General features: G+C 73.9%; 20 protein-coding genes. 13 read left to right on the forward strand and 7 right to left on the reverse strand.

Going from position 1 to position 25,779, the window contains the following annotated elements; all coding sequences use genetic code 11:
• Nucleotides 1-26 precede the first annotated feature (26 nt).
• Nucleotides 27-3,503, forward strand: a complete 3,477-nt coding sequence (locus tag GMA12_RS00340) for a pullulanase X25 domain-containing protein (protein WP_162459270.1) — start codon at nt 27-29, stop codon at nt 3,501-3,503.
• Between the two features lie 89 nt (nt 3,504-3,592).
• Here GMA12_RS00340 and GMA12_RS00345 read toward each other — a convergent pair whose 3' ends face one another.
• The 3 genes from GMA12_RS00345 to GMA12_RS00355 form a co-directional block, all read right to left on the reverse strand.
• Nucleotides 3,593-4,570 (reverse strand): carbohydrate ABC transporter permease, encoded by a 978-nt coding sequence (locus tag GMA12_RS00345; RefSeq protein WP_081994430.1) that lies wholly within the window; start codon nt 4,568-4,570, stop codon nt 3,593-3,595.
• Nucleotides 4,567-5,553, reverse strand: coding sequence for a carbohydrate ABC transporter permease (locus GMA12_RS00350; protein ID WP_035927438.1), 987 nt, complete (start codon nt 5,551-5,553; stop codon nt 4,567-4,569). The genes GMA12_RS00345 and GMA12_RS00350 overlap by 4 nt, the downstream gene beginning before the upstream one ends.
• A 128-nt stretch (nt 5,554-5,681) precedes the next feature.
• Nucleotides 5,682-7,049 (reverse strand): ABC transporter substrate-binding protein, encoded by a 1,368-nt coding sequence (locus GMA12_RS00355; RefSeq protein WP_156266201.1) that lies wholly within the window; start codon nt 7,047-7,049, stop codon nt 5,682-5,684.
• Between the two features lie 342 nt (nt 7,050-7,391).
• On the opposite strand from GMA12_RS00355, the gene GMA12_RS00360 reads away from it, so the two are divergent.
• Nucleotides 7,392-8,804 carry an HAD-IC family P-type ATPase gene (locus tag GMA12_RS00360; protein WP_162459271.1) on the forward strand — a complete coding sequence of 471 codons (1,413 nt, stop codon included), beginning with the start codon at nt 7,392-7,394 and terminating at the stop codon, nt 8,802-8,804.
• The gene (locus GMA12_RS00365; protein ID WP_370829952.1) at nt 8,723-9,979 is read left to right on the forward strand and encodes a cation-translocating P-type ATPase; all 1,257 of its coding nucleotides are present in this window, start codon (nt 8,723-8,725) and stop codon (nt 9,977-9,979) included. The genes GMA12_RS00360 and GMA12_RS00365 overlap by 82 nt, the downstream gene beginning before the upstream one ends.
• Here the strand turns inward: GMA12_RS00365 and GMA12_RS00370 are convergent.
• Nucleotides 9,913-11,496, reverse strand: a complete 1,584-nt coding sequence (locus GMA12_RS00370) for a cation:proton antiporter domain-containing protein (protein ID WP_162459272.1) — start codon at nt 11,494-11,496, stop codon at nt 9,913-9,915. The two genes, GMA12_RS00365 and GMA12_RS00370, sit on opposite strands and share 67 nt — an antisense overlap.
• A 220-nt stretch (nt 11,497-11,716) precedes the next feature.
• Between GMA12_RS00370 and GMA12_RS00375 the strand changes: the two genes are divergently transcribed.
• The 6 genes from GMA12_RS00375 (at nt 11,717) to GMA12_RS00400 (ending at nt 19,870) form a co-directional block, all read left to right on the forward strand.
• The gene (locus GMA12_RS00375) at nt 11,717-13,105 is read left to right on the forward strand and encodes an MFS transporter (protein WP_156266207.1); all 1,389 of its coding nucleotides are present in this window, start codon (nt 11,717-11,719) and stop codon (nt 13,103-13,105) included.
• Nucleotides 13,102-14,205, forward strand: coding sequence for a winged helix DNA-binding domain-containing protein (locus GMA12_RS00380; protein WP_156266209.1), 1,104 nt, complete (start codon nt 13,102-13,104; stop codon nt 14,203-14,205). The genes GMA12_RS00375 and GMA12_RS00380 overlap by 4 nt, the downstream gene beginning before the upstream one ends.
• A 102-nt stretch (nt 14,206-14,307) precedes the next feature.
• Entirely contained in the window at nt 14,308-15,324 is a 1,017-nt protein-coding gene (locus GMA12_RS00385) for an Acg family FMN-binding oxidoreductase (protein ID WP_156266211.1), read from the forward strand.
• Between the two features lie 79 nt (nt 15,325-15,403).
• Entirely contained in the window at nt 15,404-16,102 is a 699-nt protein-coding gene (locus tag GMA12_RS00390) for a maleylpyruvate isomerase family mycothiol-dependent enzyme (protein WP_156266213.1), read from the forward strand.
• Between the two features lie 464 nt (nt 16,103-16,566).
• Nucleotides 16,567-18,480: a translational GTPase TypA gene (gene typA / locus GMA12_RS00395; protein WP_156266215.1), complete on the forward strand. Its 1,914-nt coding sequence runs from the start codon at nt 16,567-16,569 to the stop codon at nt 18,478-18,480.
• A gap of 37 nt (nt 18,481-18,517) precedes the next feature.
• The gene (locus tag GMA12_RS00400; protein ID WP_370829680.1) at nt 18,518-19,870 is read left to right on the forward strand and encodes a PIG-L family deacetylase; all 1,353 of its coding nucleotides are present in this window, start codon (nt 18,518-18,520) and stop codon (nt 19,868-19,870) included.
• A 113-nt stretch (nt 19,871-19,983) separates the two neighbouring features.
• Here the strand turns inward: GMA12_RS00400 and GMA12_RS18495 are convergent, their stop codons facing one another.
• Nucleotides 19,984-20,286 (reverse strand): putative acetyltransferase, encoded by a 303-nt coding sequence (locus GMA12_RS18495; RefSeq protein WP_170301011.1) that lies wholly within the window; start codon nt 20,284-20,286, stop codon nt 19,984-19,986.
• 70 nt (nt 20,287-20,356) lie between these two features.
• Between GMA12_RS18495 and fdxA the strand changes: the two genes are divergently transcribed.
• From fdxA to GMA12_RS00425, 4 genes are all read left to right on the forward strand, one after another.
• On the forward strand, nt 20,357-20,686 hold the full coding sequence (gene fdxA, locus GMA12_RS00410; RefSeq protein ID WP_047801516.1) for a ferredoxin: 330 nt from the start codon (nt 20,357-20,359) through the stop codon (nt 20,684-20,686).
• Nucleotides 20,683-21,828 carry a succinyldiaminopimelate transaminase gene (gene dapC, locus GMA12_RS00415; protein WP_162459274.1) on the forward strand — a complete coding sequence of 382 codons (1,146 nt, stop codon included), beginning with the start codon at nt 20,683-20,685 and terminating at the stop codon, nt 21,826-21,828. The genes fdxA and dapC overlap by 4 nt, the downstream gene beginning before the upstream one ends.
• Nucleotides 21,829-21,995: 167 nt before the next feature.
• Entirely contained in the window at nt 21,996-23,294 is a 1,299-nt protein-coding gene (locus GMA12_RS00420) for a citrate synthase (RefSeq protein WP_156266217.1), read from the forward strand.
• 90 nt (nt 23,295-23,384) lie between these two features.
• Entirely contained in the window at nt 23,385-23,750 is a 366-nt protein-coding gene (locus GMA12_RS00425; RefSeq protein WP_156266219.1) for an A1S_2505 family phage non-structural protein, read from the forward strand.
• A 10-nt stretch (nt 23,751-23,760) separates the two neighbouring features.
• Here the strand turns inward: GMA12_RS00425 and galE are convergent, their stop codons facing one another.
• Nucleotides 23,761-24,780, reverse strand: a complete 1,020-nt coding sequence (galE, locus tag GMA12_RS00430) for a UDP-glucose 4-epimerase GalE (protein ID WP_156266221.1) — start codon at nt 24,778-24,780, stop codon at nt 23,761-23,763.
• Nucleotides 24,781-24,815: 35 nt separating this feature from the next.
• The gene (locus tag GMA12_RS00435; RefSeq protein ID WP_370829684.1) at nt 24,816-25,739 is read right to left on the reverse strand and encodes a hypothetical protein; all 924 of its coding nucleotides are present in this window, start codon (nt 25,737-25,739) and stop codon (nt 24,816-24,818) included.
• Between the last annotated feature and the right edge of the window lie 40 nt (nt 25,740-25,779).

Below are 25,779 nucleotides of genomic sequence, written 5' to 3' on the forward strand. Positions count from 1 at the left end.
GATCCCATCACCCCCCTGGAGACACCGTGAAACGTCGTCCATCCACCGTCCTGGCCGGTCTGCTGTCCGCCACCGCGGTCGGCGCCGCCCCGGTCGCCGTCGGCCTCGCCGCCGCCGCACCGGCCGCCGCCGCGCCCCCCGCCGTGACCCTCGTCGGCAGCCTGCAGGACGAGCTCGGCTGCTCCGCCGACTGGCAGCCGTCCTGCGCCGAGACCGTCCTCGCCCCCGTCGGCGGGGGCACCTACGAGGGGACCTTCGAGGTCCCCGCCGGCACCTGGGAGTACAAGGTCGCCCTCGACGGCGGGTGGGACGAGTCCCACCCCGCCGAGAACCTGCCGCTCGTGCTCGAGGGCCCCGCCACCGTGGTGTTCAGCTTCGACGACACCACCGACGCGGTCTCCGTGCGCCCGGCCGCGGTGGGCGGCGAGGAGGTCACCGAGCAGGACCGGGCGCTGGCCGGCGACAGCCTGCGCGCCCCGGTCACCTCCGAGCAGTTCTACTTCGTGATGGCCGACCGCTTCGCCAACGGCGACCCGTCCAACGACACCGGCGGGCTCGAGGGGGACCGGCTCGAGCACGGCTTCGACCCCACGGACAAGGCGTTCTACCACGGCGGCGACCTGCAGGGCATCCAGGAGAAGCTGGACTACATCGAGGGCCTGGGCACCACCGCCATCTGGCTGACCCCCTCCTTCAAGAACCGCCCGGTGCAGGGGGAGGAGGGCGCGGAGAGCGCCGGCTACCACGGCTACTGGATCACCGACTTCACCCAGATCGACCCGCACCTGGGCAGCAACGAGGACATGCAGCAGCTCGTCGACGCCGCCCACGCCCGCGGGATGAAGGTCTACTTCGACATCATCACCAACCACACCGCGGACGTCATCGACTACGCCGAGGGCACCACCGACTACGTCACCAAGGCCGAGGAGCCCTACCGCGACGCCGCCGGGGAGCCCTTCGACGACGCCCGCTACGCGGGCTCCCCGGAGTTCCCCGCGACCGATCCCGCGACGTCGTTCCCCTACACCCCGACCTTCCGCTCGCCGGAGGACGCCGGCGTCAAGGTCCCCGAGTGGCTCAACGACCCGAACCTGTACCACAACCGCGGGGACTCCACCTGGTCCGGGGAGTCCGTCACCTACGGCGACTTCGTCGGCCTGGACGACCTGTTCACCGAGCGCCGCGAGGTGGTCGACGGGATGGTGGACATCTACTCCGCCTGGGCGGAGATGGGCATCGACGGTTTCCGCATCGACACCGTCAAGCACGTCAACCTCGAGTTCTGGCAGGAGTTCAGCCCCCGGGTGCTCGAGGCGGCCCGGGCGCGCAACGAGGACTTCTTCATGTTCGGCGAGGTCTACGACGCCGACCCGGCGTACCTGTCCTCCTTCACCACGGACGGCCGGCTGCAGGCCGTGATCGACTTCGGCTTCCAGGCCCGGTCCCTCGAGTTCGCCAAGGGCGGCGCGACCACGTCCCTGCGGGACTTCTACGCCGCCGACGACCACTACACCGACACCGACTCGAACGCCTACCAGCTGCCCACGTTCACGGGCAACCACGACATGGGCCGCGCCTCCTGGCTGCTGTTCGACGCCGGTTTCCGGGACGAGGAGCTGCGGCGGCGCGTGGAGCTGTCCAACGAGCTGATGTTCCTGACCCGCGGCCAGCCGGTGGTCTACTACGGCGACGAGCAGGGCTTCGTCGGCTCCGGCGGGGACCAGCTGGCCCGCCAGGACATGTTCGCCACCCAGGTCCCGCAGTACCTGCAGGAGCCCATGATCGCGGCCGAGCCCGGTGCGGCCGACCGCTACGGCACCGACCACCCGCTCTACGAGCAGATCGCCGAGCTCTCCGCGCTGCGGGCGGCCCACCCGGCGCTCGCCGACGGCGCGCAGCTGCACCGGTACTCCTCCGACCAGGACGGGGTCTACGCGTTCAGCCGGATCGACGCGGACGAGCGGCGCGAGTACGTGGTGGTCACCAACAACTCCGAGCAGACCCGGACCGTGACCGTGCCGACGTCCTCGGACAACACCCAGTTCACCGCCCTCTACGGGACGGACGGCAAGGACAAGCGCAAGTCCGGCAAGGACGCCCGGCTCGACGTCGAGGTCGCCCCGCTGTCGACCGTCGTGTACCGGGCCGGGCGGGCCCTCAACCCCGAGCAGGAGGCCCCGCAGGTGCGCCTGCAGGCCCCCGACCTCGGGGCCGACGGCCGGACCGAGCTGCGGGCGGACGTCCCCGGCCGCGGCTTCGCCCAGGTCAGCTTCGCCGTGCGTCCGGCCGGGACGCAGGAGTGGACGGCGCTGGGCACGGACGACAACGCCCCGTACCGGGTCTTCCCCGACACCGCCGACGTGGCCGACGGGACCCTGCTCGAGTACCGGGCCGTGCTGAAGGACTCCTCCGGCAACCTCTCCGCCTCCTCGGCCTGGGCCGTGGCCGGTGCGGGGGGCGCCCCCGCGGACGGCGGGGGCACGGGCCCGGTGGTGGGCGAGGTGCAGCAGCCGGACGCGGTCTCCGTGCCCGGCACGCACAACACCGAGATGGGCTGCGACGCCGACTGGGCGCCCGCCTGCGAGCAGGCGCAGCTGCGCCTCGACCCCCAGGACGGGATCTGGAAGGGCACCTTCGACCTCCCGGCCGGGGGACACTCCTACAAGGTCGCCGTCGACCGCGCCTGGGACGAGAACTACGGCGCCGGCGGCGCGCTCGCCGGGGCCAACATCGGCTACGACGCCCCCGGCGGACCGGTGACGTTCTACTACGACCCGGCCACGCACTGGGCGACCACCGACGCCGACGGGCCCCTGCTCACGGCCTCCGGCACGTTCCAGGACGAGCTCGGCTGCGCCGCCGACCGCACCCCGGACTGCCTGCGCCCCTGGCTGCAGGACCCGGACGGGGACGGCACCTACGCGTGGTCCACGACCCTGATCCCGGCGGGGGAGTACACCTTCCGCGTGGTGGAGGACCTCGGCGCCGGCGCGGCGTACGGGCAGGACGGGGCCGTGGACGGCGCCGAGGTGAGCCTGACGGTCCCCGAGGACGGGATGGTGGCCACCATCGAGTACGACGCCGCCACCCACGAGATCCGCACCCGGACGGGCGCGGCCGAGCAGCCCGCCGCCGGCCCCGACCTGGGCACGGCCCGGGCCGCGTGGGTCGGGGCGGACCTGCTGGCGGTCCCGGCGGGCACGGTCCCGGCCGGCACGGACCCGGCCCTGCTGGACTGGTCCCTCACCTGGGGTCCGGACGGCGCCCTGGCCCTCGACGCCGAGACGGTCACCGGCGGGCGCAGCGTGCCGGTGACCGTCGCGGAGCTGCCGGCCGGCGTCGTCGCCGAGCACCCCGAGCTGGCGGGCGGGACCGCCCTGCGAGTGGACCGGCGCACCGCCCGGCAGGCCGGGGAGATCCTGGCCGGCCAGGCCGTGGTCTCCGCCACCGACGGCACGGGCCGGATCGTGGCCGCCACTGGCGTCACCGACGCCCGGTAGCACCGCACCGGCCCGGGCACCGGGCGCACGGAGAGGCCCCCGGAACCGCGGTTCCGGGGGCCTTTCCGTGCGCCGGGGCCGGCGGGCGCTCAGCCCTTCACGCCACCGGCCAGCAGCCCGCGGACGAAGTAGCGCTGCAGGGCCAGGAACACGATCATCGGCACGACCATGGACACGAAGGCCCCGGCGGAGAGCAGGTGCCACTCCGAGCCGCGCGTGCCGGCCAGCTCCCCGAGCCGCACCGTCAGGGGCGCCACGTTGAGGTTGGAGCCGAAGGTCAGGCCCACGAGCAGGTCGTTCCACACCCACAGGAACTGGAAGATCGCGAAGGACGCGATCGCCGGGACCAGCAGGGGCAGCAGCACCCGGAAGAAGATGGTCACGTGCCCGGCGCCGTCCATCCGCGCGGCCTCGATGAGGGTCCGGGGGATGTCCATCATGAAGTTGTGCAGCAGGAAGATCGCCAGCGGCAGGGCGAAGATCGTGTGCGAGAGCCACACCGCCCAGAAGGACCCGGACAGGCCCCACTGGTTGTACTGGGTCAGCAGCGGGATCAGGGTGATCTGGATCGGCACGATCTGCAGGGCGAACACGGCCACGAACAGCCAGGAGCGGCCGCGGAAGTCGATCCACGCGAACGCGTAGGCGGCCAGCAGCGCCAGCGTGATCGGGATGACCACCGCGGGCACCGTGATCACCACGGAGTTGACGAAGAACGCCGCGAAGCTCGAGGTCGCGGACCCGGTGATGACCTCCTCGTAGTTGGCCAGGGTCACGGACGGGTCCGCGAAGAACGTCCACCAGCCGGAGCGGCGGATGTCCAGCTCCGGGCGGAAGGAGGTGATCAGCAGGCCCAGCGTGGGGGTCGTCCACAGCACCGCGATGAGGACCGCGGCGAGGGAGGCCCACGGCGAGCTGAGCTTCGTCCTCGCCCGTGCGGCCCGCTCCCCGAGGCCGCGGCGCCGCCCCGGGGCCACGGTGGTCCCGGCGGGGCCGCTGCGCTCCGGGCGGCCGTCCTCGACGAGGTCCTCGGGCGAGGCGGGCGGGATGTTGGCGGCGGTGGTCATCGCTGCTCCTCGGAAAGCTTCATCTGCCGGATGTTGTAGAGCACGATCGGGACGACCAGCACGAACAGCGCCACGGCCAGCGCCGCGCCGATGCCCGGCTGCCCGAGCGGGAAGCTCTGCGTGTAGAACTCGTTGGCCACGATCGAGGTGCCGAAGTTGCCGCCGGTCATGGTGCGGACGATGTCGAAGACCTTCAGGGTGCCCATCGCGATCGTGGTGATCACCACGACGATCGCCGGGCGGATCGAGGGCACGGTGACGGAGGCGAACATGCGCCAGGCCCCGGCGCCGTCGAGCCGCGCGGCCTCCATGATGTCGTCCGGGATGGCCTTGATGGCCGCCGAGAGCACGGTCATCGCGAAGCCGGTCTGGATCCAGATCATCACGGCGATCAGGAAGAAGGTGTTCCAGGGCGGGTCCAGCAGGAATTGCTGGGGCGGCACGCCCAGCCACACCAGCAGCTGGTTGAGCAGGCCCGTCTGCCGGACGCCGGGCTGGTCCGGCTTGAACTCGTAGACGAACTTCCAGATGATCGACGCGCCCACCAGCGAGATCGCCATGGGCAGGAAGATCAGCGTCTTGGCGAGCTTCTCGAACCGGGTCCGGTCCACGAGCACCGCGTACACCAGCCCCACGGCCGTGGCCACGGTGGGCACGAGCAGCACCCACAGGGCGGTGTTGAGCAGGACGACCTGGAACCCGTCCTCGGTCAGGATGGTGCGGTAGTTGTCCAACCCCACCCAGGTCTGCCGGTCCCGGGCCTGGAAGGAGCCGAGCACGGTACGGGCGGCCGGGTACAGCAACCCGAAGACCAGAAGGGCCACGGCGGGGCCGAGGAAGCCCACCAGGGGCACCCAGCGGGGCAGGGAGGGCCGGTCGACGAGCCACAGCACGGCGGCCGTGACCCCCACGAACAGCAGGATCGCCACGCACATGACGATCAGTTTCTCCGCCGTCGTGTCGGCGTTCAGCAAAAGGTCCACGAAGAGCTCCTCAGGGCTCGGTTCCGGCGGCCGTCGTCGGCGCCGCGGGTCCGTCCGGCGGCACGGGGCGGGCGGGCCGGGTCGCGGGGACCCGGCCCGCCCGCCGGTGCGTCACGGACGGCCTGCGGTCACTCGGACGGCCAGCTCTTCTCGATGTCGGCCAGGACGGTCTCGCTGTCCTCGCCGAGGGAGATCCAGTCGGTCATGCCGTTCCAGAAGGACCCGGCGCCGACCGCCGCGGGCATGAGGTCCGAGCCGTCGAAGCGGAACACCGCGTTCTCGTCGGTCAGCTGCTCGTAGGCCAGCTTGTCGATCGGGGACTTCAGGTTCTCCGGGTCCAGGCCGGAGTTGGCGGAGATCCAGCCGAACTCGGTGGCCTGGGCCTTGGCGTTGGACCACTCCGGGCTGGTCAGGTAGGCCTGGAAGGCCTGGACCTCGGGCCGGTCGGCGAAGGCGACGGTGAACTCGCCGCCGCCCAGGATCGGCTTCTCGTCCTCGGACTTGCCGGGCAGGTAGAACGCGAAGACGTCGCCGTCCTCGGCCACGTTGGTGCCCTCGGGCCAGTTGGCCTGGTAGAAGGACGCCTGGCGGTGCATCCAGCAGGACCCGTCGAGGATCGGCAGGCCGGCGTCGCCGAAGGCCGTGGTGGCGATGGAGCGCACGTCGCCCAGGCCGCCGTTGACCATCTTGTCGTCCTTGAGGATCGCCCCGGCCGCGTCCAGGGCCTCGACGACCTGCGGGTCGTCGAAGGGGATCTCGTGGTTGACCCACTGGTCGTAGGCCTCGGGCCCGGCGGTGCGCAGCATGGTGTCCTCGAGCCAGTCGGTGGCCGGCCAGCCGGTGGCGTCGCCGGACTCGATGCCCGCGCACCACGGCTTGGCCCCGGTCCCGGCGATCGTGTCCGAGAGCTCCATGAGCTCGTCCCAGGTCTGGGGCACCTCGTAGCCGGCCTCCTCGAACATGGAGGGCGAGTACCAGACGAAGGACTTGGCGTTCGCCCCGAGGGGGGTGCCGTAGAAGGTGCCGTCGACCGTGCCGTACTCCTTCCAGGAGGGGTCGTAGTACTCGTCGACGTTGGCCGCGGCGTCCTCGCCGACCGGCTGGATGACGTCCGGGTGGTCCTCGGCGATGGTCCGGATCAGGCCCGGCTGCGGGACGAACGCGACGTCGGGCGCGCTGCCGGACTGCAGGCGCACGAGCAGCTGCGCCTCGAACTCGCGGGAGCCCTCGTAGACGATGTCCGCGCCGGTGCACTCCTCGAACGGCGCGTAGGAGTCGATGTGGGACTGGTCCTCGGGCGCCACGATCGAGGTGTAGACGCTCACGCTCTTGCCGCTGAGGTCGCCGTACTGCTCGAACGCGGAGCAGTCGACGTCGCCGCCGGCTGCGGTCGCGCCCTCGGAGCCGCTGTCGCCGCCGCAGGCGGTGAGCGTCACGGCCGCGGCCGTGGCGGCGAGCGCCAGGGTGATGCGTCGGGTGGAGGGGGATGTGGACATGGGCTGTCTCCGATTTCCCGGTCGGCCGGCGTGCGGGCCGGCCATGCGATGGTTTCGACTTCCGCACTCGGAGCCTGGGAAACCACGGGGGTTACCGCCGAGGAACATTTGTGCGAACGCGATGAAGGTACCACAACAGTGACCTGGCACACATTGGGTTCGGGACTCGAAGACAAGGTGTTGCAAACGGAAATGCGCGGTCCCCGTGAGGCCGGCCCGGCCGCGCTCGCCGCCGGGGCTCCGTGCGCGCGGCCCGGAGGCGGCCCGGCGGTGCGGTGCGCCGGGTCCGGGGCCGGCCCGTCACACGGTGCGGAGCCCTGGGGCCGGACGGACAATGAGGGCGTGAGCGCCGAGACCGTGCCGCCGGATCCCTCCCTGCGCGAGCCCGGGGAGCTGCTCGCCGAGCTCGGCGTGCAGGCCGACCGCGGGCTGAGCTCGCCGGAGGCCCGCCGGCGCCTGGAGCGGCACGGGCCCAACGAACTGCGCTCGGCCCCGCCCGTCCCGGGCTGGCGCAGGCTCCTGGCGCAGCTCCGCGACCCGCTCATCCGCCTGCTCCTGGTCGCGATCGTGGTCTCCACGGCGGCCTGGGCGGCCGAGGGCGCCGCGGGACTGCCGGTGGACGCGATCGTCATCCTGCTCGTCGTGGTCGCCAACGCGGTGCTGGGCCGGGTCCAGGAGGTGCGCGCCGAGGACGCCGTGGCGGCCCTGGCGGTGCTCACGGCCGCGAACTCGACCGTGCTGCGTGACGCCCGGCTCACCACCGTGCCCTCGGCCCAGCTGGTGCCCGGGGACGTCCTGGTCCTGTCCGAGGGGGATGCCGTGGGCGCGGACGCCCGGCTGCTCCGGGCCACGGCCCTGCGCGTGCAGGAGGCGTCGCTCACGGGGGAGTCCGAGGCCGAGCTGAAGGACCCGGCCGTCCTGCCGGGCCCGGTGCCGCTGGGCGACCGGCGGAACATGGTCTACCGGGGCACGGCGGTGGCCCAGGGGGTCGGCCGCGCCGTGGTCGTGGCCACGGGCATGGACACCCAGATGGGGGCGGTCGCCCGGATGCTGGACCGCACGCAGGCCGACCCGTCCCCGCTGCAGCGGGAGGTCGCGGCCGTGTCCCGGTCGCTGGGGCGGATCGTCGTGGCCGTCGCCGTCGTGGTGATGCTCGCGGTCGTCCTGGTCCACGGGGTGGAGGGGGTGCAGGACCTGGTGACGGTCCTGCTGCTCGGGGTCTCCCTGGCCGTCGCGGCCGTCCCGGAGGGGCTGCCCGCCATCCCGTCCCTGGTCCTGGCGATCGGGGTGCGGGCGATGGCGCGCCGCAACGCCGTGGTCAAGGACCTGCACTCGGTCGAGACGCTCGGGGCGGCCTCGGTGATCTGCGCGGACAAGACCGGCACGCTGACCCGCAACGAGATGACCCTCCGGCGGATCGTCACCCCCTCCGGGACGGTGGAGCTCTCCGGCTCCGGCTACGCCCCGGAGGGCCGGGCCACCGTCGTGGACGCCCGTGCTCCCGCCGGGCAGGTCCTGCAGGAGGCGCGCGGCGTGCTGGTGGCCGCCGCGGCGGTGAGGAGCTGTCCGGGCAGGCCTACCGCACCCTGGCCGTCGCCGGGCGGCGGGTGCCCGAGCACGAGACGGACGCGCCGGGCGAGGCCGCGGAGCGGGACCTGGTCTGGCTCGGCGTGGTGCGCGTCCTGGACCCGCCGCGCGAGGAGGCCGCGGCGGCCGTCGCCCAGGCCCGGGCCGCCGGTGTGCGCACGATCATGATCACGGGCGACCACCCCATGACGGCCGCGCGGATCGCCGCGGACCTCGGCATCGTGCCGCCGGGCGCCCCCGCCCTCACCGGCCTGCAGCTGGACGGGCTCACCGACGAGCAGTTCCGGGACGCGGTGCGTGACGTGTCGGTGTTCGCCCGCGTGGCCCCCGGGCACAAGCTGCGCATCGTGGACGCCCTGCAGGCCCTGGGCCACGTGGTGGCGATGACCGGGGACGGGGTCAACGACGCCCCCGCCCTGAAGGCCGCGGACATCGGGGTGGCCATGGGCCGCACCGGCACGGAGGTCACCAAGGAGGCCGGGCGGATGATCCTGGGCGACGACGACTTCGCCACCATCGTGGCGGCCGTCCGCCAGGGGCGGGTCATCTTCGACAACATCCAGAAGTTCCTGCGCTACCTGCTGTCCTCCAACATGGGGGAGGTCGCCACCGTGCTCCTCGGCGTCCTGCTCGCCGGGGCGCTGGGCCTCACCGCGGCCGGGGACGGCGGGATCGCCCTGCCCCTGCTGGCCACCCAGATCCTGTGGATCAACATTGTCACCGACTCCGGGCCCGCGCTCGCCATGGGCGTGGACCCCGAGATCGACGACGTCATGGCCCGCCCGCCGCGCCGGCCCGGGGACCGCATCCTCGACGCCGGCCTGTGGGTGCGGATCGTGCTGGTCGGGCTCGTGATGGCCGGCTCGTCGCTGCTGAGCGTCGACGTGTTCCTGCCCGGCGGGCTCGTGCCGGGCACCGGCTCCCTCGAGGAGGCCCGCACGGCCGGGTTCACGACGCTGGTGCTCGCCCAGCTGTTCAACGCCCTGAACTCCCGCTCCGAGCGCTCCAGCGCCTTCCACCGGATGTTCGTCAACCCCTGGCTGTGGGGCGCCCTGGGCCTCGCCGCGGCGCTGCAGGTGCTCGTGGTGCACGTCCCCGTGCTGCAGACCGCGTTCGGCACCGCGGCCCTGGACGCCCGGCAGTGGGCGGTGGCCGTCGGCGCGGCCTCCCTCGTGCTGTGGGCCGAGGAGCTGCGCAAGCTGCTGGCGCGGATCCTGGCGGGGCGGACCGCGGCGGGCCGGGTCCGGGGGCGGCGGGTCCCGGGGCGCCCGGGCCGTCAGTCGGCCCGGTGGCCGAGGGCCTCGACGGTCTCCGCGGCCAGGGCGATCCCGGCGCCGCTGTAGAGGTTGAAGACCGTGCGCACCCCGTGCCCGCGCAGCTCCTGCACCTCGTCGTCGTACTGCGCCACGGCCGCCACGGCTCCCGTGAACCCGGACTCCGTGAGCTGGCGCAGGGCCACGAGGTTGGAGCCGTGGAAGGGCATCGCCAGCACCGCGATCCGCACGTGGCCGGTCGCGATCACCCGCTCCCAGAACTCCTGGTCGGTCGCATCGGCCTCCTGGACGTCGAAGCCCTGGGCGCACAGCCGCTCGACCCGGTCCGTGGCGTTCTCGATGCCCACCACGGAGAACCCGTGCTCCCCGGAGAACTCCTGGTAGGCGGCCTGTCCGACCCGTCCCATGCCCAGCACCAGCACCTCGGCGTGACCGATGTCGATGGGCCGGTCCTCCGGGTGCAGCCGGTGCTCCGGGTGCTCCGGCAGCCGCCGGGCCAGGGTGCTGATCAGGGGGGAGCCGCGCCGGTTGACCAGCGCGGAGACCACGAAGCTCGCCGCGACCGCCACCGAGAGGACCACGAGCCAGCGCTCCGTGAGCATTCCGGCGGACACCCCGATGGCCCCCACGATCAGGGCGAACTCGGAGTGGTTGGCCAGGGCCAGCCCGCCGCGCAGCGACGTCCGGCGGCGCAGCCCGAACAGCCACAGCAGCAGCACGAACAGCATCGCCTGCACCGGCACGAGCACCAGCAGCAGCAGCCCCAGGAGCACCGTCATGGAGTCCGGCATGCCGTTGAACCCGATCGAGACGAAGAACGCCACCAGCAGCAGGTCCTTGAGGGTGAACAGGGTCCGGGAGAGCTCGCTCGCGTTCGCGTGCGAGGCCAGGAGCATGCCCACCAGCAGCGCCCCCAGGTCCCCCTTGATCCCGACCGCGGAGAAGGCGATGTAGCCGGGCACCAGGGCCATGACCACCCCGAACAGCGCCTGCATCTCCCCGTGCCCGATCCGGTCCCAGACCCGGCGGAACACCCAGGCGGCCGGGACCAGCAGCACCAGCGCGAAGGCCCAGGGGCTCGGCGGGTGCTCGTTCGTGGCGGTGATGAACACGACCGCCGCGATGTCCTGCATGATCAGGATGCCGATCGCCACGCGCCCGTAGAGGGACGTGGTCTCGCTGCGCTCCTCGAGCACCTTGAACACGAGCACGGTGCTGGAGAAGGACAGCGCGAAGCCCACCAGGGCGAGCGTGGGCAGGTCCGCGTCGGGCAGGGCCAGACCGGCCAGCATGAACAGCCCCAGGAAACCGGCGCCCAGGGCCGTGCTGAGCACCATGTGGATCCCGGCGGTGCCCCAGACCTCCTTGCGCAGCAGGAACCGCGGGTCCAGCTTGAGCCCGATCCCGAACAGCATGAGGGTCACGCCGATGTCGGCGAGCTCCTCCACGGCCGCCAGCCGCTCCACGCCCAGGCCGTTGAGCACGAAGCCCGCGGCGAGGAACCCCACCAGGGGCGGCAGCCGGAGCAGGACGGCCAGGGCGCCCGCGCCGAAGGCGACGACCAGGTACACGGCGACCGTTGTCACAGGAGGCTCCCTCGCCGGGCCGGTGGGTGGGGACCCTCCCAGTCTAGGGGCGGAGCACCTCCCCGGCGGGGCCGGGACGACATGCGCCCGTCCGGCGCCGTCCGGTCCGCCGACCGCCTACAGTGGTCGCAGCACCGCGGCAGCACCGCGGCTGCCCCGGCGCCGCGGCAGCCCAGCACCGCCGTGGTCGCCGCACCGCGCACAGGGGAAGGACCGGAGCATGCACGAGAGCCCGCGGCCCGCCGGCAGCACGTCCGCGCTGACGCGGTCGCAGCGGCTGGACCGGCTGCCGTACACCACCGAGCACCGGAAGCTGCTCGTCGGCTCGGGCGTCGGCTGGGCCCTGGACGCCATGGACGTCGGCCTCGTGTCGTTCGTGATGGCCGCCCTGGCCCAGCAGTGGGCGCTGAGCACGGGGGAGCTGTCCCTGCTCGCCTCGATCGGCTTCGTCGGCATGGCGGTGGGGGCCGGGCTGGGCGGGCTGCTCGCCGACCGGCTCGGCCGCCGCCAGGTGTTCGCGCTGACCCTGGTCGTCTACGGGCTGGCCACCGGCGCGTCCGCGCTCGTGGGCTCCCTCGCCGCGCTCGTCGTGCTGCGCTTCGTGGTGGGCCTGGGCCTCGGCGCGGAGCTGCCCGTGGCCTCCACCCTCGTCTCCGAGTACTCGCCCCGGCGGATCCGCGGCCGCCTGGTGGTGGTGCTCGAGTCCTTCTGGGCCGTCGGCTGGATCCTGGCCGCACTCATCGGCTACTTCGTGGTGCCGACCTCCCCGGACGGATGGCGCTGGGCGCTGGTCGTCGGCCTGGTGCCGGCCGCCTACGCGGTGGTCGTGCGCCGGGCGCTGCCCGAGTCCGTGCGCTTCCTGGAGAGCCGCGGCCGCACGGAGGAGGCCGAGGCCGCCGTGCGCGCGTTCGAGCGCGCCCCGGCCCTGGGCCGGTCCCGGGCGGAGTCCGCGGAGCAGGCCCTGGCCGCCGAGGCCGCCGCCGCGCCGGCGACCGGGGCGGGAGGCCTCTGGTCGGCCGGGCTGCGGCGGCGCACCGGCGCGCTGTGGACCGTGTGGTTCTGCGTCAACTTCGCCTACTACGGGGCGTTCACCTGGCTGCCCACGCTGCTGCTCCAGCAGGGCTTCACGCTGACCACGTCCTTCGGCTACGTCCTGGTCATCACGCTCGCCCAGCTGCCCGGCTACGCGGCGGCCGCCTGGCTGATCGAGGTCTGGGGCCGGCGGATCACCCTGGCCGTCTTCCTCGGGGGCTCCGCGGTGAGCGCGGTGCTGTTCGGCATCGTCTCGGTCGGCGCCGTCGTGCTCCCCTGGCAGGTGATCGGCTCCGGCATGGCCCTGTCCTTCTTCAACCTGGGCGCCTGGGGCGCGCTGTACGCCATCGGCCCCGAGCTGTACCCCACCGCGCTGCGTGGGACGGGCACCGGCGCCGCCGCCGCGTTCGGCCGGATCGCCTCCATCCTCGCCCCGCTGTCGGTGCCGGTCCTGCTGGGCCTGGGCGGGGAGCGCTACGACCTCGTGGTGGTCTTCGCGGTCTTCGGGGCCGCGTTCCTCGTGGCCGCGGCGGCCGCGTTCGCCCTGCCCGAGCAGCGCGGCCGGACCCTGGCATGACGTCCCCGCCCGTCCTCGGCGACCGGGAGATCGGCCTCGCCCGACTGGCCGCCCACGGGCTCGTGCGACCCGCTGACGCGGCCCCCGAGGACGTCGTGCGCGCCCTCGGGGCCGTCCAGGCCCAGGACCTGCCCGGCGCCCTCGTGTCGGTCGGGCTGCGCCGGGGCGCCGGGGCCGCCGGGGTGCGCGAGGCCTTCGCCGAGGGCCGGATCGTGCGCACGTGGCCCATGCGCGGGACCCTGCACCTGGTGCCCGCCGAGGAGCTGCGGGCGTGGCTGGCCGTGCTCGGGCCCCGCACCGTCTCCGCGACGGCGGGCCGGCGGCGGGAGCTGGGCGTCGACGAGCGCCTGGACGCCGCCCGGGAGACCGCCCTGGCCGCGCTGCGCCACGGACCCCAGCCCCGGGAGCGGCTGCACGCCGCGTGGGAGGAGGCCGGGCTGCTGGGCGCCCCGGGCCGGGCCTACCACCTCATGCTCGCCCTGCACCTGGACGCGACCCTGTGCATGGGCCCCCTGGCCGCGGACGCCCGCGACCAGCTCGTGGTCCCCGTCGCGGACTGGGTCCCGGGATCGGGGGAGGAGCCCGACCGGGGCCCCGCCGCCCCCGAGGCGCCGCCCGTCGTCGTGCGCTGGGTGCGCCGCTACCTGCGCAGCCACGGCCCGGCCTCCGTGGCCGACGCCGCCCGCTGGGCGGCGCTGCCGCGCGCCACGGTGCGCGCCGCGGTGGCCGCGCTCGACGACGTCGTGGCGGTGCGCGACGCCGGCGGCCAGGAGCTGTGGTGCGCCCCCGAGGTGCTCGAGGCCGCGGTGCGGGCGGACCGCCGGGCCGCCGGGGTGCACCTGCTGCCGCCGTTCGACGAGTACGTCCTGGGCTACGGGGACCGCTCGCACGTGCTGGCCGGCCGGCACGCCGCGCGCATCGTCCCCGGCGCCAACGGGGTCTTCAAGCCCACGGTGGTGGCCGGCGGACGCGTGGTGGGCACCTGGGGGCGCAGCCGCCGGGCGAGCTCGCCGGGACTCGTGCTGGAGCCCTTCGAGGAGCTCTCGGCCACCCGCCGCCGGGCCGCCGAGCGGGCGTTCGCGCGGCTGCCGGTCCTCTGATCCGGCCGCGGGACGGCGCCCGGGGGCCCTCTACCGCGGGGTGTTGACATGCGCACGACGGCCGAGGACCGTGGACCGTCCCAGGACGCGGGAGGAGCCGGCATGGACTACGAGGAGGCCGTCCGGGAGACCTGGCGCCGGGCCCCGGCCGGTGCCGGTGGGGAGTACGAGCGGCTGCGGTCGCTGGTCCACTACGCGAGCCTGGCGCCGTCCAGCCACAACACCCAGTGCTGGCAGTTCCGGCTGGACGGACGCACGATCTCGATCCTGCCCGACCTCTCACGGCGCTGCCCCGCCGTCGACCCCGACGACCACCACCTGTACGCCTCGCTCGGGTGCGCCGCGGAGAACCTGGTCCAGGCCGCGCGCGCGGACGGCTGGGAGCCGGTGGTGCGCTTCGAGGACCGGCCGCTCCCCGGGCGGGTGCGGGTGGACCTCACCCCGGCCCCGGCCCGCGCCTCCGACCTGTTCGACGCGATCCTGCGGCGCCAGAGCACGCGCACGGAGTACGACGGGACGCCGCTGGGTCCGGACGAGCTGGAACTGCTGCGCTCCGCCGGGACGGGCAGCGGCGTGCGCACCGTCCTGCTGACCGGCAGCCGGGCCAAGGAGACGGTCGTCGACCACGTGACGCAGGGGAACTCGGCCCAGCTCCGGGACCGGGCGTTCGTGCGGGAGCTGAAGCAGTGGATCCGCTTCAACGACGCCGAGGCCGTGCGCACCCGGGACGGGCTGTCCGGGCGCGCGACGGGCAACTCCTCGGCGCCCCGCTGGATCGCCGGCCCGCTGTTCCGGTTCCTCTCCCGCGCCGGACCCGCCAACGAGACGTACGCCCGGAGGATCCGCAGCGCCTCCGCCGTGGCCGTGCTCGTCTCCTCGACCGACGACCCCGGGCACTGGGTGGAGGCCGGGCGGTGCTACGAGCGCCTCGCCCTGCAGGCCACGGCGCTGGGCGTGCGCCACGCCTTCGTGAACCAGCCGGTCGAGGACGCAGCCCGGCGGCGCCGCTTCGCCCGGGCGCTGGGCCTCGACGGACGGCCTGACCTCGTGATCTGCCTCGGGCGCGGCCCCGAGATGCCCCGGTCGCTGCGGCGCCCGGTGGACGACGTGCTGCGCTGACGCCCGGAGGAGCGCCCCGCGGACGGCCCCGGATCCCCGGCGCTGGCCGGGCTCACACGGCGCTGGATAGGGTGGGGCCATGAGCGATCCCACCCGCCTGCAGGCCGACCTGTCCCGCCTCGAGCGCGAGACCGACAGGTTCCTCGCCACGGCCGAGTCCCTCTCCGAGGAGGAGCTGGCCGCGCCCTCGCTGTGCGGCGGCTGGAGCCGCGCCCACGTCGTCGCTCACCTCGCCTCCAACGGGCGGGCCCTCGTCCGGCTGGTCGACTGGGCCGTCACGGGCCGGGAGCAGCGCCCCTACGCGTCTCCCGAGGCCCGCAACCAGGAGATCGACGAGTTCGCCGCCCTGCCCCGCGAGGAGCTGCTGCGCCGGACCCGCGAGAGCGCGGCCTACTTCGCCGAGCAGTGCCGGCGGCTGGGCGGGGCCCTGGCCGTGGACGAGGTGCACATGCACGGCAAGCGGATCCCCGCCCTCGCCGTCGTGGCGCTGCGGAACTCGGAGATCGTCGTCCACCACCACGACCTCGACACGGCCTGGACCCTGGAGCGGGCCGAGCCGGACTCTCTGCTCGACGCCCTCGAGGCGGCGGTGCGCACCATGCGCGCCAAGGACGCCCCCGGGATGACGCTGGCCACCGAGGAGGGCGACGAGTGGGTGATCGGCGACGGCGCCGCGCGCGTCCGGTCCGACCGCGCCGGCCTGCTGGCGTGGCTGGCGCGCGGGCAGACCGGGCGCGTCACGGCGGAGGAGACCCTGCCGGCGCTGCCCACCTGGTGAGCCCCGCCCCGGCGCGCACCTGCTGAGCCGCGGGGTCCGAGCCCCCGAACCCCTGAGCGCCGAGTCCCCAGGCCTTGAACGCGCTGAGCGCCGAGTCCCCAGCCCTCGAACGCGCTGAGCGCCGAGTCCCCAGTGCTGCGGTGTCTCCCCAGGAAAGAGCATGGGGATGCACCAGAACACTGGGGACTCGCCTCTGTGCGTGGGGGCTCGGCGTTGCGCGTGGGGACTCGCTTCTGTGCGGGCGGGGCTCGGCGTCGTGCGGGCGGGGGAGGCAGGGCCGGGGTCGGCGGGGTCACAGCCTGCCGGGGTGCCGCCCGGGTGGTCCCGCAAGGTAGACTGTTCGGTGGCCCGCTGTGCGGGTGCCCCCGCCCGGGCCTCTCCGGGTGCGCGGCGGCGCCCCGGCCGCACCCATCGGGAGGGCTGCACCTCCCCCCGCATCTCCACCCGAAGAGAGACCCACGCGTATGTCTGTAACCTCCACCACCGCCCAGCGCGCCGACCTCCGCAACGTGGCCATCGTGGCCCACGTCGACCACGGCAAGACCACCATCGTGGACGCGATGCTCCAGCAGACGCACGCGTTCTCGGCCCACGGTGAGGTCGAGGAGCGCGTGATGGACTCCGGTGACCTGGAGCGCGAGAAGGGGATCACGATCCTCGCCAAGAACACCACGGTGTTCTACGACGGTCCCTCCGCGAACGGGGAGACCATCACCATCAACGTCATCGACACCCCCGGCCACGCCGACTTCGGCGGCGAGGTCGAGCGCGGCCTGTCCATGGTCGACGGCGTCGTGCTGCTCGTGGACGCCTCCGAGGGCCCGCTGCCCCAGACCCGCTTCGTGCTGCGCAAGGCGCTCGAGGCGAAGCTGCCCGTGATCCTCGTGGTCAACAAGGTGGACCGCCCCGACGCCCGGATCGACGAGGTCGTGGGCGAGTCCATGGACCTGCTGCTGGGCCTGGCCTCCGACATCTCCGAGGACGAGCCGGACCTCGACCTCGACGCCGTCCTGAACGTGCCCGTGGTCTACGCCGCGGGCCGCGACGGCCGGGCCTCCCTCGAGCAGCCCGCCAACGGGTCCCTGCCGGACAACGAGGACCTCGAGCCGCTGTTCCGGACGATCATCGAGCACGTCCCGGCCCCCTCCTACGACCCCGAGGGCGTGCTGCAGGCCCACGTGACCAACCTGGACGCCTCCCCGTTCCTGGGCCGCCTCGCCCTGCTGCGGATCTTCAACGGCACCCTCAAGAAGGGCCAGACCGTGGCCTGGGCGCGGGCGAACGGCGAGCTCAAGAACGTGCGGATCTCCGAGCTGCTGGCCACCAAGGGCCTGGACCGGGTCCCGGCCGAGTCCGCCGGCCCCGGTGAGATCGTGGCCGTGGCCGGGATCGAGGACATCACCATCGGCGAGACCCTCACCGACCCGGAGAACCCGCAGCCCCTGCCGCTGATCACGGTGGACGACCCCGCGATCTCCATGACCATCGGCATCAACACCTCCCCGCTGGCCGGACGCGTCAAGGGCGCCAAGGTCACCGCCCGCCAGGTCAAGGACCGCCTCGACAAGGAGCTCGTCGGCAACGTCTCGCTCAAGGTGCTCCCCACCCAGCGCCCCGACGCCTGGGAGGTCCAGGGCCGCGGTGAGCTGGCCCTGGCCATCCTCGTGGAGCAGATGCGCCGCGAGGGCTTCGAGCTGACCGCGGGCAAGCCGCAGGTGGTCACCAAGACCGTCGACGGCAAGGTGCACGAGCCCTACGAGCACATGACCATCGACGTGCCGGACGAGTTCCTCGGCGCCGTGACCCAGCTGATGGCCGCCCGCAAGGGCCGCATGGAGGCCATGGCCAACCACGGCACCGGCTGGGTGCGCATGGAGTTCAAGGTCCCCTCCCGGGGGCTCATCGGCTTCCGCACGAAGTTCCTCACCGAGACCCGCGGCGCCGGCATCGCCTCCTCCTACGCCGACGGCTACGAGCCGTGGGCCGGGGACATCGAGTACCGCACCAACGGGTCGATGATCGCCGACCGCGCCGGCGTGGTCACCCCGTTCGCGATGATCAACCTGCAGGAGCGCGGCTCCTTCTTCGTGGAGCCGACCTCCGAGGTCTACGAGGGCATGATCGTCGGGGAGAACTCCCGCGCCGACGACATGGACGTGAACATCACGAAGGAGAAGAAGCTCACCAACATGCGTGCGGCCTCCTCCGACACCTTCGAGAACCTCACGCCCCCGCGCAAGCTGACCCTCGAGGAGTCCCTCGAGTTCGCCCGCGAGGACGAGTGCGTGGAGGTCACCCCGGAGGCCATCCGGATCCGCAAGGTGGTCCTCGACGCCAACGAGCGCCTGAAGGCCAACCGCGCCCGCGCCCGGGCCTGAGCCACCGGCCCAGCAGGCGAGCGCAGCAGGCCCGGTCGTGACCCAGCCCGTCCCGTACTACCCCGAGCAGGGCGTCCTCGTGCGCGAGGACGCCCTGCCGGGTCTGCTGCCCGCCGGACTGCGCCCGGAGGACGCCCGGCTGCTGTTCGTGCACGCCCACCCGGACGACGAGTCCATCGCCACGGGCGCCACCATGGGCCGGTACGCGCGACTGGGCGCGCAGGTCGTGCTGCTCACCATGACCCGCGGGGAGCGCGGCGAGGTGATCCCCGAGCCCCTGCGCGGGCTCGAGGTCGGCCGTCCCGGCTGCACCGACGACGGCACCGCCCTGGGCCGCTACCGCGTCGGGGAGCTCGACGACGCCGCCGCCGCGCTGGGGGTGGCCGACCGCTACTTCGCGGGCGAGCCCCCCGCCCTGGACCCCGCCGTGGGCTTCGCCGGCGGCACGGGGCACTACCACGACTCCGGGATGTCCTGGGGCCCCGACGGCCGGGCGGCCCCGGCCGGGGACTCCTCCCCGCACAGCCTCACCGCGGCGTCCCCCGAGGAGGCCGCCGCGCACGTCGCCGCGGCCGTGCGCGCCGTCCGCCCCCACGTGCTCGTCACCTACGACGACGACGGGGGCTACGGCCACCCCGACCACGTCCGCACGGCCGCCGTCGCGGTGCGCGGCGCGGAGCTGGCCGCCCGCCCCGGCACGGACGCCGCGGGCGGGGCCGCCGAGCCCTGGCGCACCCCCCTCGTGTGGGCCGTCGAGGGGGAGGCCCGGGCGGACGACCCCCGCCCGCAGGCCGCCGTGCACGGCTCCGCCGAGCGCAAGCGGGCGGCCATGGCCGCCCACGCCACCCAGCTGGTGCTCGCCGAGGACGGCAGCCGCTTCGCCCTGTCCAACGGGGTCTGGCAGCCCTTCAGCGCCCTGGAGACCTTCCGCCTGCTCGCCGGGGACCCGGACGCCGCAGTGGGGGAGACGCGTGCCGACGCGGCCCCGGCCTCGCTGCCCACCACCCTGGTGACCTCGGTCGCCGCCGGTCTCGCCGGGGCGAGCGTGGCCACGGTGCTGCACGGCGCGATCTGGTACTCGCCGGCGGGCTGGTGGATCCCGTGGGGACTGCTCTTCGCCGCCGCCCTGCTGCTGAGCGTGTCCCTGTGGGTCGGCACCGCCACCCGCCGCGTGTGGGCCGCCGCCGTGCCCGGACTGATCGGCTACCTCGTCTCCTGGTTCTTCGCCTACGGCGGGGACGGGTCGGTGATCGTGGTGACCGATCCGAGCACGGTGGTCGGCGTCCTGGGCCTGGCCTGGTTCGTGGTGGTGTTCGCGGTGACGATCGCCTCCGTGCTCGTCACGGGCCGCTGGGTGCGCGCCCGGCGACGGGCGGCCCACCCCGCCTGAGCGCCCGGCCGACCGCGGCCCCGGCGCACGCCCAGCCCGACGGGCGGGCCCGCCCGCGCACCCGAGGCCCCTCGGGCCCGCCTTTCCCCGCTCGGCGTCCGTTCTGCCGCCGTTCAGCCGCCACGCGGCCGCCGGCGCGGCGGGGCCGGCGGCACCACCCGGGCGGCCCGCACCGACGCGGCGGGGATCAGCACGTCCCCGCGCCGCGTGCGCACCGTCACCGTCCCGGCGTCCCCCTCGGTGACCGGCCCCACCAGCTCGCCCAGGGCGTCGGTGAGCGGCAGCCCGGAGGCGTCGTCGGCGGGCAGGGCGTAGCGCACGCTGACCCGTGTACCGCGGGGCAGGCCAGCGAGCAACTCCAGGGCGGGGGATGACGGAACGGGCGAGGACGTTGAGCCGGATGTCGGGGAGACCATGGCTGTCATCGTAGCCAGGACACGGTGGCTAGACTGGGCGGAGAATTCCAGCAGAAAGGTGTGAAACGCCGTGACCTACGTCATCGCCCAGCCCTGTGTCGACGTCAAGGACAAGGCCTGCGTCGAGGAGTGCCCCGTCGACTGCATCTACGAGGGGGAGCGCTCGCTCTACATCCACCCCGACGAGTGCGTGGACTGCGGCGCGTGCGAACCGGTCTGCCCCGTGGAGGCGATCTACTACGAGGACGACACCCCCGAGGAGTGGGCCGACTACTACAAGGCCAACGTCGAGTTCTTCGACGACCTCGGCTCCCCGGGCGGGGCCGCCAAGCTCGGCAACACCCACACGGACCACCCGATGATCGCGGCCCTGCCCCCGCAGAACCAGGGCGCCCAGTGACCGAGACGGCACGGTCCTTCGGCCTCGCCCTCCCGGACTACCCGTGGGACACGATGGCGCCGTACCGCGCCGTCGCCGCGGAGCACCCGGACGGGGTCGTGGACCTGTCCATCGGCACGCCCGTGGACCCCACCCCGCTGGTCGTCCAGGACGCGCTGGCCGCCGCCGCGGACGCCCACGGCTACCCGACCACCCACGGCACCCCCGCCCTGCGGGAGGCCGTCGTGGCCTGGTACGCCCGCCGGCGCGGCGTGCCCGGTCTGGACCCGGCCGCGGTCATGCCCACGGTCGGCTCCAAGGAGCTCGTCGCCTGGCTGCCGCTGCTGCTCGGCCTGCGCCCGGGGGACGTCCTCGTGCGCCCCACGGTGGCCTACCCCACCTACGACATCGGGGCGCGGCTGGCCGGCGCCGAGGCGGTGGCCGCCGACGACCTCGACGAGCTCGAGGACGAGGTGCGCGCCCGGGTGCGCCTGGTCTGGCTGAACTCGCCGGCCAACCCCACCGGCATCGTGCGCGACGTCGAGTCGCTGCGCCGCCTCGTGGACCAGGCCCGGGGCCTCGGGGCGGTGGTCGTCTCCGACGAGTGCTACGCCGAGCTCGGCTGGGGCCGGTGGGACGTCCAGCAGGGCGGGGCCCCCGTCCCCTCGGTGCTGGACCCGCGGGTCAGCGGCGGGGACACCTCCCTGCTGCTCTCGGCGTACTCGCTGTCGAAGCAGTCCAACGCGGCCGGCTACCGCGCCGCGTTCCTCGCCGGCGACGCCCGGCTGATGGCCAACCTGGTGAACTCGCGCAAGCACGCCGGGATGATCGTCCCGGCCCCCGTCCAGGAGGCCATGCGGGTCGCCCTCGGCGACGACGCCCACGTGCACGCGCAGAAGGCGCTCTACCGGGCCCGGCGCGACCGCCTCGTGCCGGCCGTGGAGGCGTTCGGGCTGCGCGTGGAGCACTCCGAGGCGGGGCTCTACCTGTGGTGCACCGCCGGGGAGGACACCTGGGCCACGGTCCAGCGCCTCGCCGAGCGGGGCGTCGTGGTGGGCCCGGGCGTGTTCTACGGGACGGCCGGGGAGGGCTACGTGCGGCTCGCGCTCACCGCCACGGACGAGCGGATCGACGCCGCGGTGCAGCGGCTCGCCCGCGGCTGAGACGCCCCCGCGCGGCGCCGGGATTGGTCCGCTCGCCGACGGAACAGGTAGGTTGGACCCTGACGATCGCTGTGTCCCGAGACACGCCCGTGCTGCGCCACCGGTGCCGCCCGGCAGGGCCGCCCCGGACACCGGACACCGAAATCCACTCGCGGAGGACGAAGAACATGACCGAGTCTGCACAGAAGACCGAGACCGCTCAGCTCGACTACGGCAACGGCGGACGGCTCGAGCTGCCCGTCCAGGACGCCACCGTGGGCAACCGCGGGTACGCGATCACGAACCTGCTCAAGGAGACCGGCAACGTCGCCTTCGACCCCGGGTTCATGAACACCGCCAACGCGCGCTCGGCGGTGACCTACATCGACGGCAACAACGGCATCCTGCGCTACCGCGGCTACCCGATCGAGGAGCTCGCCCAGCACTCGACGTTCATCGAGACCGCGTACCTGCTGATCTACGGCGAGCTGCCCACCCCGGCCCAGCTCGAGGACTTCGACACCCGGGTGCGCCGGCACACCATGGTCCACGAGGACCTCAAGAGCTTCTTCAACGGGTTCCCGCGCAACGCGCACCCCATGCCGGTGCTCTCCTCGGCGGTCTCGGCGCTGTCCACGTTCTACGCGGACTCCCTCGACCCGTTCGACCAGCAGCAGGTGGAGATCTCCACGATCCGGCTGCTCGCCAAGGTCCCGACCCTGGCCGCGTACGCCTTCAAGAAGTCCAAGGGCGAGCCGATGCTCTACCCGCAGAACGACCTCAACTACACGGAGAACTTCCTCCGCATGTGCTTCGGGGTGCCCGCCGAGGACTATGAGATCGACCCGACGATGGCCAAGGCCCTCGACGTGCTCCTGATGCTGCACGCCGACCACGAGCAGAACTGCTCCACCTCCACGGTCCGGCTGGTGGGCTCGTCCCACGCGAACATGTTCGCCTCGGTCTCCGCCGGGATCAACGCCCTCTACGGCCCGCTGCACGGCGGCGCGAACGAGGCCGTGCTGGCCATGCTCAACCGGATCCAGCAGGAGGGCGTCAAGCCCGAGGAGTTCATGGAGAAGGTCAAGAACAAGGAGTCCGGCGCCCGGCTCATGGGCTTCGGCCACCGCGTGTACAAGAACTACGACCCGCGCGCGCGCATCGTCAAGGACTACGCCCACGACCTCCTCGAGAAGCTGGGCGGCAACGACGAGCAGCTCGAGATCGCGATGCGGCTCGAGGAGAAGGCCCTGGCCGACGACTACTTCGTGGAGCGCAAGCTGTACCCGAACGTCGACTTCTACACCGGGCTGATCTACAAGGCGATGGGCTTCCCGGAGAAGATGTTCACCGTCCTGTTCGCCATCGGCCGGCTGCCGGGCTGGATCGCGCAGTGGCGCGAGATGATCGAGGACCCGGAGACCAAGATCGGCCGTCCGCGCCAGCTCTACGTGGGCGAGGCCGAGCGTCACTACCCGCAGGGCTGAGCCGCACGGCCGGTGGCAGGGCCCGCGCCCCCCGAGGGGGCGCGGGCCCTGCCTTTTGCACCCGCCGCGCGCCCCGGTAGGGTGCGGGCCATGAGCGAGCAGCGGCACACCCCCGAGCGGATCACCGAGCTGGGCCCGGACGAGGTCTTCGTCTTCGGCTCCAACGCCCGCGGCGCGCACGCGGCCGGCGCGGCGCGGACCGCCGTGGAGCGCTTCGGCGCGGTGCCGGGGCAGGGCCACGGCCTGCAGGGGCGCTCCTACGCGATCGACAGCATGAGCGGGTTCCCCACCCTGGAGCGCGAGGCGGACGTGTTCGTGGACTTCGCCCGCGCCCACCCGGAGCTGACGTTCTGGCTCACCCGGGTGGGCACGGGCATCGCCGGCCACGACGAGCGCCGGGTGGCGGCGCTGTTCGCCGACGCGCCGCCGAACGTGGTGCGCCCGCCGGGCTGGTGAGCCCGGGGCCTCAGGACCCGGCGTAGCCCTCCGGGTTGCTCCTCTGCCAGTTCCAGTGGTCGCGGCACATGGTGTCGATGTCCCGCTCGGCCGACCAGCCCAGCTCGGCCAGGGCCGTGGAGGGGTCCGCGTAGGAGACGGCCGCGTCCCCGGGACGCCGCGCCGCGACCTCGTAGGGGATGCTGCGCCCGGACGCCCGCTCGAACGCGGCGTGCACCTCGAGCACCGAGTACCCCTTGCCGGTGCCCAGGTTCCACGTGTGCACCCCGCCGTGCCGGGCGAGGTGGTCGAGGGCCCGGAGGTGGCCCTCCGCGAGGTCGACGACGTGGATGTAGTCGCGCACCCCGGTGCCGTCGGCGGTGGGGTAGTCGTCGCCGAACACGCGCAGCTTCTCGCGTCGGCCCACGGCCACCTGGGCGATGAAAGGCAGCAGGTTGTTCGGCACGCCGGTGGGGTCCTCCCCGATCCGGCCGGACTCATGGGCGCCCACGGGGTTGAAGTAGCGCAGCAGGGCCACGCTCCACGAGGGGTCCGAGGCGGCCAGGTCCACGAGCATGTCCTCGATGTGCTCCTTGGTGCGGCCGTAGGGGTTCTGCGCGTCCATGGGCTGCTTCTCGGTCAGCGGCATCTCCTCCGGGGCGCCGTAGACCGTGGCGGAGGAGGAGAACACGATGGAGCGGCAGCCGTGGGCCGCCATGGCCTCCAGCAGGTTCAGCGTGCCGGTCACGTTGGTGCGGTAGTACCGCAGCGGCTGCTCGGCCGACTCGCCCACGGCCTTGAGCCCGGCGAAGTGGATCACCGCCTCCGGCCGGTGCTGCGCGAACAGGGCGTCGAGCCCGGCCGGGTCCAGCAGGTCGACCTCGGCGAACGCGGCCGCCGGGCGCCCCGCGAGCTCCTCCACGCGCTCCAGGGAGGTCCGCGAGGAGTTGGCGAGGTTGTCCATCACGACGACGTCGTGGCCGGCCTCCAGCAGGGCGAGGACGGTGTGCGAGCCGATGTAGCCGGTTCCCCCGGTGACGAGAATTCTCATGCGCCCAGCGTATCGGCCCGGGCCCGGACAGGCCCTCAGCGGCTCGCGAGGACCAGCACGACGTCGCCCGACGGAGGCGGACCGTCCGGGTGGGCCTCGGCGGCGTCCACCCAGCCGGGGGCGGGGGCGAAGCGGGTGGTCCGCTGGTCGGCCCGGACCCAGCTGCGCCCGTCGAAGGAGACCTCGGCGACGCCCAGCCGCTCGGCGGAGGCGACCGCCCAGTGCGCCACCGCCCAGCCCGTGGGCCCGGCCGGGGCGGGCACGACCACCCGGCCGGCCTCGGCGCGCGCGGCGGGGGCCGCGTCCCCGAAGGCCGCGCCCAGGGCGTCGGCGGCCGCGGCCGCGTCCCCGGGCTGGCCGGGCTCGGCGAGCACGCAGTTCAGGGACGCCTCGGTGCCCCCGGTCAGGCTGTCGGCGAAGGCCCGGGCCAGGGGCTCGTGCCGGGCGTAGGCGTCCGGGTGCGCGGAGCGCTGGACCGCCTGGGCGGCCTCGGTCACCGACAGCCGGGCGTAGTCCACCTCGGCGAGGCGGTCGTAGAAGGCCCCGGTGGCGTAGGACGGGTCCAGGATCTGCTCGACCGTGCCCCAGCCCTGGGACGGGCGCTGCTGGAAGAGGCCCACGGAGTCGCGGTCCCCGTAGTCGATGTTCACGAGCTGGGACTCCTGCAGGGCCGTGGCCAGGGCCACGACCGCCGCGTACGGGTCGGTGCCGCGCCGGACGGACTCGGCGGTGACCAGGGCCGCGTTGGCCGCCTGCTCGGAGGACAGGGTGTGCCGCCGGCGCTGTCCGTCCGGGTCCGTGGTGGCGACCACGCAGCGGGGCTCGCCGGCCGAGGGGCGCCCCGCCCGCAGCTCGACGACCACGAGGGCCCCGGCGGCGAGCACGGCGCAGACCAGCAGCAGCACGAACAGCGACAGCCCGGCCGTCCTGGTGCGGCGGCCGGAGGCGGGGGAGGACACGGGGGCTCCTGGGCGGGCGGGGAAGGCGGGTGCGGAGGAG

This window comes from Kocuria sediminis, from assembly GCF_009735315.1.
GTDB lineage: Bacteria > Actinomycetota > Actinomycetes > Actinomycetales > Micrococcaceae > Kocuria > Kocuria turfanensis.

Excerpts from the sequence above, each read along its gene's own strand:
- GMA12_RS00345 (WP_081994430.1), bottom strand. The coding sequence starts at position 4,570 with ATGACCACCGCCGCCAACATCCCGCCCGCCTCGCCCGAGGACCTCGTC.
- GMA12_RS00355 (WP_156266201.1), bottom strand. The coding sequence starts at position 7,049 with ATGTCCACATCCCCCTCCACCCGACGCATCACCCTGGCGCTCGCCGCC.
- GMA12_RS00375 (WP_156266207.1), top strand. The coding sequence starts at position 11,717 with ATGCACGAGAGCCCGCGGCCCGCCGGCAGCACGTCCGCGCTGACGCGG.
- GMA12_RS00380 (WP_156266209.1), top strand. The coding sequence starts at position 13,102 with ATGACGTCCCCGCCCGTCCTCGGCGACCGGGAGATCGGCCTCGCCCGA.
- GMA12_RS00385 (WP_156266211.1), top strand. The coding sequence starts at position 14,308 with ATGGACTACGAGGAGGCCGTCCGGGAGACCTGGCGCCGGGCCCCGGCC.
- GMA12_RS00390 (WP_156266213.1), top strand. The coding sequence starts at position 15,404 with ATGAGCGATCCCACCCGCCTGCAGGCCGACCTGTCCCGCCTCGAGCGC.
- typA (WP_156266215.1), top strand. The coding sequence starts at position 16,567 with ATGTCTGTAACCTCCACCACCGCCCAGCGCGCCGACCTCCGCAACGTG.
- GMA12_RS18495 (WP_170301011.1), bottom strand. The coding sequence starts at position 20,286 with ATGGTCTCCCCGACATCCGGCTCAACGTCCTCGCCCGTTCCGTCATCC.
- GMA12_RS00420 (WP_156266217.1), top strand. The coding sequence starts at position 21,996 with ATGACCGAGTCTGCACAGAAGACCGAGACCGCTCAGCTCGACTACGGC.
- GMA12_RS00425 (WP_156266219.1), top strand. The coding sequence starts at position 23,385 with ATGAGCGAGCAGCGGCACACCCCCGAGCGGATCACCGAGCTGGGCCCG.
- galE (WP_156266221.1), bottom strand. The coding sequence starts at position 24,780 with ATGAGAATTCTCGTCACCGGGGGAACCGGCTACATCGGCTCGCACACC.